This window comes from Longimicrobiaceae bacterium (assembly GCA_035936415.1).
In the GTDB taxonomy this organism is placed as follows: domain Bacteria; phylum Gemmatimonadota; class Gemmatimonadetes; order Longimicrobiales; family Longimicrobiaceae; genus JAFAYN01.
In genome coordinates, this window is record DASYWD010000472.1 from 1 (window position 1) to 7,529 (window position 7,529).

General features: G+C 73.3%; 6 protein-coding genes and 1 riboswitch. All 6 genes read right to left on the reverse strand.

Annotated features, from left to right (window positions below):
* Positions 1 to 217 precede the first annotated feature (217 nt).
* Complete coding sequence (locus VGR37_19060) at positions 218 to 1,261, reverse strand: tetratricopeptide repeat protein (protein ID HEV2149508.1); 1,044 nt, start codon at positions 1,259 to 1,261, stop codon at positions 218 to 220.
* On the reverse strand, positions 1,258 to 2,937 hold the full coding sequence (locus VGR37_19065) for a GAF domain-containing sensor histidine kinase (GenBank protein ID HEV2149509.1): 1,680 nt from the start codon (positions 2,935 to 2,937) through the stop codon (positions 1,258 to 1,260). Before VGR37_19065 ends, VGR37_19060 begins: the two co-directional genes overlap by 4 nt.
* Positions 2,938 to 3,110: 173 nt before the next feature.
* Positions 3,111 to 4,064: a DUF4382 domain-containing protein gene (locus VGR37_19070; protein HEV2149510.1), complete on the reverse strand. Its 954-nt coding sequence runs from the start codon at positions 4,062 to 4,064 to the stop codon at positions 3,111 to 3,113.
* Positions 4,065 to 4,133: 69 nt separating this feature from the next.
* Positions 4,134 to 4,208, reverse strand: a riboswitch (cyclic di-GMP riboswitch).
* 101 nt (positions 4,209 to 4,309) lie between these two features.
* Positions 4,310 to 5,215 (reverse strand): ribosome small subunit-dependent GTPase A, encoded by a 906-nt coding sequence (gene rsgA / locus VGR37_19075; GenBank protein ID HEV2149511.1) that lies wholly within the window; start codon positions 5,213 to 5,215, stop codon positions 4,310 to 4,312.
* Positions 5,216 to 5,297: 82 nt separating this feature from the next.
* Positions 5,298 to 6,206 (reverse strand): RNA polymerase sigma factor RpoD/SigA, encoded by a 909-nt coding sequence (locus VGR37_19080; protein HEV2149512.1) that lies wholly within the window; start codon positions 6,204 to 6,206, stop codon positions 5,298 to 5,300.
* Between the two features lie 494 nt (positions 6,207 to 6,700).
* Positions 6,701 to 7,222, reverse strand: coding sequence for an acyl-CoA thioesterase (locus VGR37_19085; GenBank protein ID HEV2149513.1), 522 nt, complete (start codon positions 7,220 to 7,222; stop codon positions 6,701 to 6,703).
* Positions 7,223 to 7,529 lie beyond the last annotated feature (307 nt).

Sequence of the window (7,529 nt, forward strand, 5' to 3'; positions counted from 1 at the left end):
GGGGGGGGGCCGTCTCCACGCTGTTTCCTCCCACGACCAGCCCGCCATTGTACGCCGGTCCCGAGGGAGCGATCGGCGATTCCGAGCCATCACCGCATCCGGCCAGAGCCAGAACCAGCACCGAAGCCGCCGACAGGAACCAGCGTTTCATGGGCCCCTCCAGGGTGGTTGTTACGGTCCACCGGGAGCAAAGAGCGTGCCCGATCCGCCACCCCGATCACCCCGCCGCTTCGAGCATCCGCTCCGTCCGCTCCACCTCGACTCTCGCTCCGACCGTCACGAATCCATGGTGCGCCGCCGCGAGCAGCTGCCGCGCCTCCGCGTGCCTACCCTGCTCCGCGTCCAGGGATCCGAGGTCCCGCAGGACCTCCGCGCGCTCCAAGTCCAACCCTCCCCTTTCCGCGAGCGCCAGGGCCTCTAGAAGAAGGGCCCGGGCGCGGTCCGGCTTCCCCTCGCGCCACGCGATCAGGCCGCGGAGCCGGGCCACCTCCACCAGCCCGACCTGACTCCCGATGCGGACCGCGACCGCCTCGGTTCGGGACAGGGCATCGCGAGCCCGCGCGAGCTCTCCGAGCTGGACGAGCGGCTTGGCGCGGTTGGCGAGCAGCCGGACGAGGTAGGGGAGCGCGTCGATCCGCTCGGCGATCTCGATCCCGCGCTCGAAGTACAGCTGCGCCTCCATCCACTCCTGCATGTCGGAGCACACGACGCCCAGGTTGTTGTACGCCATCATCTCGGCGTCCTTGTTGCTGGCGCGCACCGACGCCCCGATGCTCTCCAGGTAGCGGATCCTCGCCTCGCGCAGCCGCCCCTGCATGTTCGCCAGGACGCCCAGGTTCTGGCACGCCAGCCCCACCAGCTCGTCGTCTCCGGTGTCCATGGCGAGCCCGAGCGCCTGCTCGTAGAGCGCCTCCGCCTCCGGCCAGAGCGCCTGCGCGTATCGGATGATCCCCAGCACGTTGAGCGCCCGCGCAACCTCCTGTGTCAGGCCGTGCCCCTCCGCGATGGCGTGGCTCAGCTCCGCGAGCTCCGCCGCCTCCTCCAGGCGGCCCTGCTCGCGCCGGACGCGCGCCTGTCCGCGCAGGGCGTTCACGGCCCGGGTCACCTCGCCCGCGGAGAGGGCGGCGCGGAACAGCCGGGAGTACCACTGCGCCGACGCGTCCCAGTCGCCCAGCCGCTCCTGCTCCGCGGCCAGCTCGGCGAAGCCGGCGAGGTCCGCGTGCCCGGCGCGGGCATCCGGGAACGGCGTGGCGACGCTCATCCCTGCCGCGCTCCCACCGTCGGCGCGGGGTCGGGAAGCCGGAGCACGAAGGTGGAGCCCCGGCCGAGGGTGCTCTCCACCAGCAGGTCGCCTCCCAGGAGCCGGGCCAGCTTGCGGGAGATGGGGAGGCCCAGCCCCGTGCCCGCCGCTCCCGCCGGGCTCACCACCTGCTCGAACTCGTGGAAGATCCGCTCCCGGTTCTCCGGCGCGATCCCGGGGCCGGTGTCGGTGACGCGGATCTCCAGCCATCGCGGCGCGCGCCCGTCCCCAGGCGGCCCGCCGTCCGGCTCCGGTCCGGGGGCCGACACGGCGACCGTCACCTCTCCTGCGTCCGTAAACTTTACCGCATTCGAAAAAAGATTTACCAGAATCTGGCGCACCCGGTCCGCATCGGTGCGCCAGGGGGGGAGCGCTCCCAGGGGGGGGACCTGGACCCGGAGCCCCTTGCGGTCCGCGAGCGGCGCCACGGAGGCATAGGCGTCCTCCACCACCTCGCCCAGCGAGACAGGGCGGACCATCAGCTCCATCTTCCCCGCCTCGAGCTTGGACAGGTCCAGGACGTCGTTGACCAGGTGCAGCAGGTTCTCCGTCGCCCGGTGCGCCCGCTCCAGGAAGGAGAGCTGCGCCTCCGCCACAGGGCCGCCCACCCCGTCCAGCAGCAGGCTCTGGTAGCCCAGGATGGCGTTGAGCGGGGTGCGCAGCTCGTGGCTCATGGAGGCGAAGAAGCGCTCCTTCGCCTGCGACGACCAGCGCAGCTCCTCGTAGGCGCGCTCCAGCTCGCGGGAGCGGTCGGCCAGCGCGCGGTGCAGCCGGGCGTTGCTGATGGCCACCGCGGCGTGCCCGGCCAGGGTGAGCGCCAGGCGAGTGTCGCGCGGGGCCAGCGGGTAGTCGCGGCGGTACCCCACCACCAGCGCGCCGAAGGTCTCGCCGAAGAGGGAGAGCGGCACCCCCAGCCCCACCCGCATCTCCTCCGCCGCGTGGAAGGGGAACTCGTCCACCTCGAACGGGTCGCCCTCGCCGCCGGCCGAGAGCGGCTTCCCGGCGTCCACCACCCGGCCGGCGAAGGGGTCGTCGTCCGGGTCGGGGGAGCGGAGCCCCACCGAGGCCACCGTGCGGATGTGCCCGTCCTCGCCCGTGGTGTTCACGGTGACGTAGTGGGCGCCCAGGAGCGTGCGGGTGAAGCGCGCCACCAGGTTCAGGACTTCGTCCGGGTCGAGGGTGCGGTTGGCGGCCAGCCCCAGGACGTGCAGCGCCTCGCTCTCCTCCGCGCGGAGGCGGAGGGTGTCGCGCTCGTCCTCCGCCTGGCGGAGCCGCCGGTCCCGCTCCGAGATGCGGCGGAGCGCGGCGCACAGCCGCTCCCATCCGGCCTGCCCGTCCAGTGCGCCGGGCGCGGCCCGCAGCACGAGGACGCCCTCCGCCCCCAGAGGGAGGTAGAGGGCGTCGGCATCGGGCGTGGCGAGGAGGCAGGGCGCCGCGGCCTCCAGCCCCGCCTCGACGAGGTCCGCGAGGGGGGCGTGGCCGTCCGGCCAGTGCTCCCGCACACCGCCGCACTCCCGCTCCACCCACGCCGCGGAGCGGAGCGGCACGGCCGCGGCGAGGCCCTCCACCAGCGCCTGGAACGCGGTGGCGGGGGTGTCGCTCTCGTAGACGTGGACGGCGACGTCCAGGAGGTCCATTGCGGGGGGACGAGGGGGGCCGGGATCGTTTGGGGTCCGCCGCAGCACGGTCCGGGCCGCGGCGCCGCTCCCCTGGTGGCAGGGGAAGGTAGCGTCCCGCCCGTTTCCGAACAATCCTGCCACGAAAAAAGGGCCGTCCGTGCGGACGGCCCCCGGATCGGCCGGGCTGCGGCTCAGCCGGCCGCCTTGCAGGTGGCCGCGGTCACCGTGTAGTCGGCGGCGGCCTTCGTTCCGGCCGCGACCGCCACCGTCGCCGGGGTGGCCGTGGCGGTGAAGCTCAGGGTGTCGCCGTTCGCGAAGCCCACCCGGTCGACGCCCAGGGTGTAGCTCCCGCTCGCCACCGCACCGATCACGTAGGCGCCGTTCGCCTGCGTGGTGCCCGTCTTGGTGGTGGTCCCGCCGGTCGCGGTGGGGACGAAGCGGGTGAGGTCCAGCGTGGCCTGGCCGCCGCAGGCGGGGATCGCCACGCCCTGCGCGAGCGTCACCGTCCCGCCGATCGTCCCGAGGGCGGGGGTGCCGCCGCCCTTGCGGGCCCCGATCAGGACCGGCTTGAGCACGAACTTCCCGGACTTGCCGGCCTCGTGGCCGAAGCTCTGGTTGACGTCGAAGTCGATCACCAGCGTGGTGGCGTCCTCCACGGTGATCCCGCCGGGGAACTTCACCTTGAACCCGCTCTGGCTGCAGCTGGGGCACACCAGCTCGCCGTCGGCGGTCACGCTGGAGGGGAGCTGGGCGTCCTTGGTGGCGAAGACGCGACCGTCCCGGGTGACCACGTACGCGCCGTCCACCACCAGGCGGAGCTGCGAGTAGGTGCCGGGCGGGACGGTGGCGCCGCTCACCAGGTCCTTGAGCTTGCCGCCGCTGAGCGTCAGCAGGTCGATCCACTCGCCGCCCGAGACCGTGAGCTCCTGGCGGGCGGCGGCGGTGTCGCCCCCCTCGCGGCCCTGCAGGACGACCTTGCTGAGCTTGACCCGCGCCTCCTTGAGGTCGCCGGGGGCGTCGGTGAGCTGGACGGTGAGCCGGGCGGAGCCGTTCGGCGCCAGCGAGCCGGTGGACGCCTCGCAGGCGCCCAGCAGGAGGGCCCCCGCCAGCGCGGGGAGAAGGATCGTGCGGTTCCGTGCGACCATGTCGCCTCCAAGAAAGAAGGTCCTGCCGGGGAGGGCCCCCGGCGCTGCTTCTCCCGTCTACCCGTTCTTCGGGACAACCGGACGGTCTCGGAGAGACTCCAGGTTTTGCGACCCCGCCTCGCGACGGGTGTGCCCTGCGGGAGTGCTCCGGGGCCCCTCGGGGCCCCGGCATCCATCGTGACGTCCGCAAGGACGAGCGGCGCCGCCTGCACGTCACAACGGCCGGCGCGCGGCGCTCGCGAGCCTCAGTAGTCCTCCTCGTCCTCCCCCTTCAGGATGCGGAGGTAGCTCTCGTACCGGCCGGGGTCCACCTCGCCCGCCTCCACGGCCGCCCGCACGGCGCACCCGGGCTCGTGCGAGTGGGTGCAGGAGTTCCCGTAGCGGCAGGTGCCCAGGTACGGGCGCATCTCAGGGAAGTGCCCGTCCAGCTCCTCCGGGTCCACCTCCCAGAGCCCCACCTCCCGCAGCCCGGGGGTGTCGGCCACGTACCCGCCGCACTCCAGCGGGATGAGCTCCGCGGTCACCGTGGTGTGGCGCCCCTTGTCCACCGCCTCGCTCACCGCGGCCACCCGCAGCCCCAGCCCCGGCTGCACCGCGTTGAGGAGGCTGGACTTCCCCACGCCGGAGGGGCCCGTGAGCGCCGAGACGCGCCCGCAGATGGCGTCGCGGAGCTCGTCCACCCCCTTCCGCGCGCGCGCGGCGGTGAACAGCACCGGGTACCCGGCCCGCTCGTACGGCCGGAACAGCGCGCGCGCCGCCTCCTCGCCGAGGAGGTCCGTCTTGTTGGCGATGATCAGGGGGTCCAGCCCGCTGGACTCGCAGATCACCAGGAAGCGGTCCAGCATCCGCAGGTGGGGGGAGGGGTGGGCTACCGCGAAGACCACCACCACCTGGTCCACGTTGGCGACGATGGTCTTGGGGCGGGGCGCCTTCCCCGGGGCGCGGCGGACCAGCGCGGTGCGCCGGGGATGGACGCGCTCCACCGTCCACCCCTCCCCGGCGGGCTCCACCTCCACCCGGTCGCCCACCACCACGCGCTCGCCGGAGCGGTCCTCCCGCTTCACCTTCCCCCGCAGCGCGGCCTCCACGATCCCCTCCGCCGTCTCCACCACGTACGTCCCGCCCTGCGCCCGCAGCACCGTCCCGATCATGTGCCTGCCCGGGGCGGAGGGGAAAACAAAGAGCACCCTCCCCGGGGGGAGGGTGCTCGGGTGCCGCGGGTCCGGAAGGGGCTCACGCGGCGGCGAAGGAGGCCAGCGCCTCCCCCATCTCCCCCTCGCGCAGGCGCTTCAGCGCGCGGTCGCGGAGCTGGCGGATGCGCTCCCGCGTCACGCCCAGGATGTCGCCGATCTCCTCCAGGGTGTGCTCGCGCCCGCCCTCCAGCCCGAAGTAGAGCTTGAGGACCTTGGCGTCGCGGGGCTGCAGCGTTCCCAGCGCGCGGTCGATCCGCTCGCTGAGGAGCCGCTCCTCCACCTCGTCCTCGGTGACGATCGCCTCGTCCGAGATGAAGCGCTCCATGAGCTGCGAGTCCTCGGAGTCGCCGATGGGGGCGTCCAGGCGGATCTCCGCGGCGTTCAGCGTCTGCAGGCTCTCCACGATCTCCGGCGACAGCCCGGTGGCCTCGGAGAGCTCCTGCGGCGTGGGGTCGCGCCGCAGCTCCTGCTTGAGGCGCTCCCGCTCGCGGAAGATCTTCGCCAGGTCCGAGGCGCGGTTCAGCGGCACGCGCACGGCGCGCCCCTGGTTGGCGAGCGCCGACAGGATGGCCTGCCGGATCCACCACACCGCGTAGGAGATGAACTTCACCCCCTGGTCCGGGTCGAACTTCCGCGCGGCGGTCACCAGCCCCACGTTCCCCTCCTGGATCAGGTCCGAGAGGGAGACGCCGCGGTTCTGGTACTTCTTCGCGACGGAGATCACGAACCGCAGGTTGGCGCGGACGAGCTCCTGGATGGCGTCCTCGTCACCCACCTGGGAGCGCTTCCCGAGCTCGATCTCCTCGGGCGGGGTCAGCAGGCGGTGGGTGCTGACCTCCTTCAGATATTGGTCCAGGCTCGACTGGTCTTCCGCGGCGACCCCGAACCCCGCGTCGAGCGAGGGGGTCGTCCGCTTCCGCCGCCGTGTCTTGCGTGCTGCCGTAGCCATGTCGGTTCTTCGTCCGTAGAACGGATCCTGCGTGAGGGCCCCCCGGGTGCCGGAAGACCGTGCTGCCCATGCTGCAAGACTTCTGCCGGGAAAAAACAACCGCCCGGCGCGTCGCTGCGGCCGGGCGGGAGCGTCGGGTGCGCCAGGGCGCCCCGCTACTCCCGTCGTGCCGCCATCCGCCGCACCGCGTCGTCCGCGGCGCGCGCGCGCAGTCGCGCCCCCGTGGGGCGGCTGCTCGTCTCGGCTGGTACGAATCCACGCATGCGCGTCGGCGGGTCGTCTCGGGTGGTCCCGCCCCGGGCCGGGGCAGGGGGCGCACAGTATAGTGCGCGCTCCCCACCCCGTCAAGCGACCCGGCCCGCCGGCGCCCCCGTCCGCGGCGCGCGCACCATGTCGGCCCGGGACAAGGGGATGTACCGCCGGTCCGGGGGGATGTTCCCGCCTGTCGCGGGGGGGGCGGCGCCGCCCCTGGCCGTCGTGGACGGAGTGGGCGGCTACTTCCGCTCCCTGCGCCGGGCCAGGCGCTCCTCGCGCCGCCGCCGGCCCGCCTCGTGGCGGCGCTTCTCCTCCTCCGTCTCCGGGAGCACCTGCGGGATCCGGGTGGGGCGCCCCTCCTCGTCCAGCGCCACGAAGGTGGCGTAGCAGGTGTTGGTGTGCCGCTCCCGGCCGGTGATGGGGTTCTGCGCCAGCACCTTGACGCCCACCTCCATGCTGGTGGTCCCGGCGAAGTTCACCGAGGCCATCGCCACAACCAGCTCGCCGATGTAGATGGGCTCGTTGAACTCCATGCTGTCCATGTTCTTGGTCACCACGGGGCGGCCGGCGTGCTTCATGGCGCAGAACGCGGCCGCCCGGTCGATGAAGCCCAGGATGGTGCCGCCGAAGAGCGTCCCCGCCACGTTCACGCTGTGCGGCTCCGCCAGGTCGGCGAAGGTCACCTGCGAGAAGCGGACGGGGCGCGGCACGGAGGGATCGGGCGGCGTGTTCTGGCGATAGATGTCGACGGTCTTGATCATGCCTGCAAGCTGGGATTGCGTGAGTTCGAGAGCGCGGACAAGGTACCACGGCCCGCGCCCCTTCGCACCCCGGGAGACCGCGGCCCAGGGGGAGGCGTGCACCCGGACGGCTCCCTCCGGGGGCCGCGCCCCGGCGGATCGCGGAACAATTCGGGATCGGCAGGCTATTCGGGTGCGTTCCATCCTCCCGCCGAAGCCCGACACGCCCGGAGACCCGAGATGAAGTACCCGTTCGTCCTGGCGGCACTCCTCGCCGCCGGGTGCGCCACCGCGGCCCCGCGCCCGGCGCCCGCGCCCGCCCCGCAGC

Excerpts from the sequence above, each read along its gene's own strand:
- VGR37_19060 (HEV2149508.1), bottom strand. The coding sequence starts at position 1,261 with ATGAGCGTCGCCACGCCGTTCCCGGATGCCCGCGCCGGGCACGCGGAC.
- VGR37_19065 (HEV2149509.1), bottom strand. The coding sequence starts at position 2,937 with ATGGACCTCCTGGACGTCGCCGTCCACGTCTACGAGAGCGACACCCCC.
- VGR37_19070 (HEV2149510.1), bottom strand. The coding sequence starts at position 4,064 with ATGGTCGCACGGAACCGCACGATCCTTCTCCCCGCGCTGGCGGGGGCC.
- rsgA (HEV2149511.1), bottom strand. The coding sequence starts at position 5,215 with ATGATCGGGACGGTGCTGCGGGCGCAGGGCGGGACGTACGTGGTGGAG.
- VGR37_19080 (HEV2149512.1), bottom strand. The coding sequence starts at position 6,206 with ATGGCTACGGCAGCACGCAAGACACGGCGGCGGAAGCGGACGACCCCC.
- VGR37_19085 (HEV2149513.1), bottom strand. The coding sequence starts at position 7,222 with ATGATCAAGACCGTCGACATCTATCGCCAGAACACGCCGCCCGATCCC.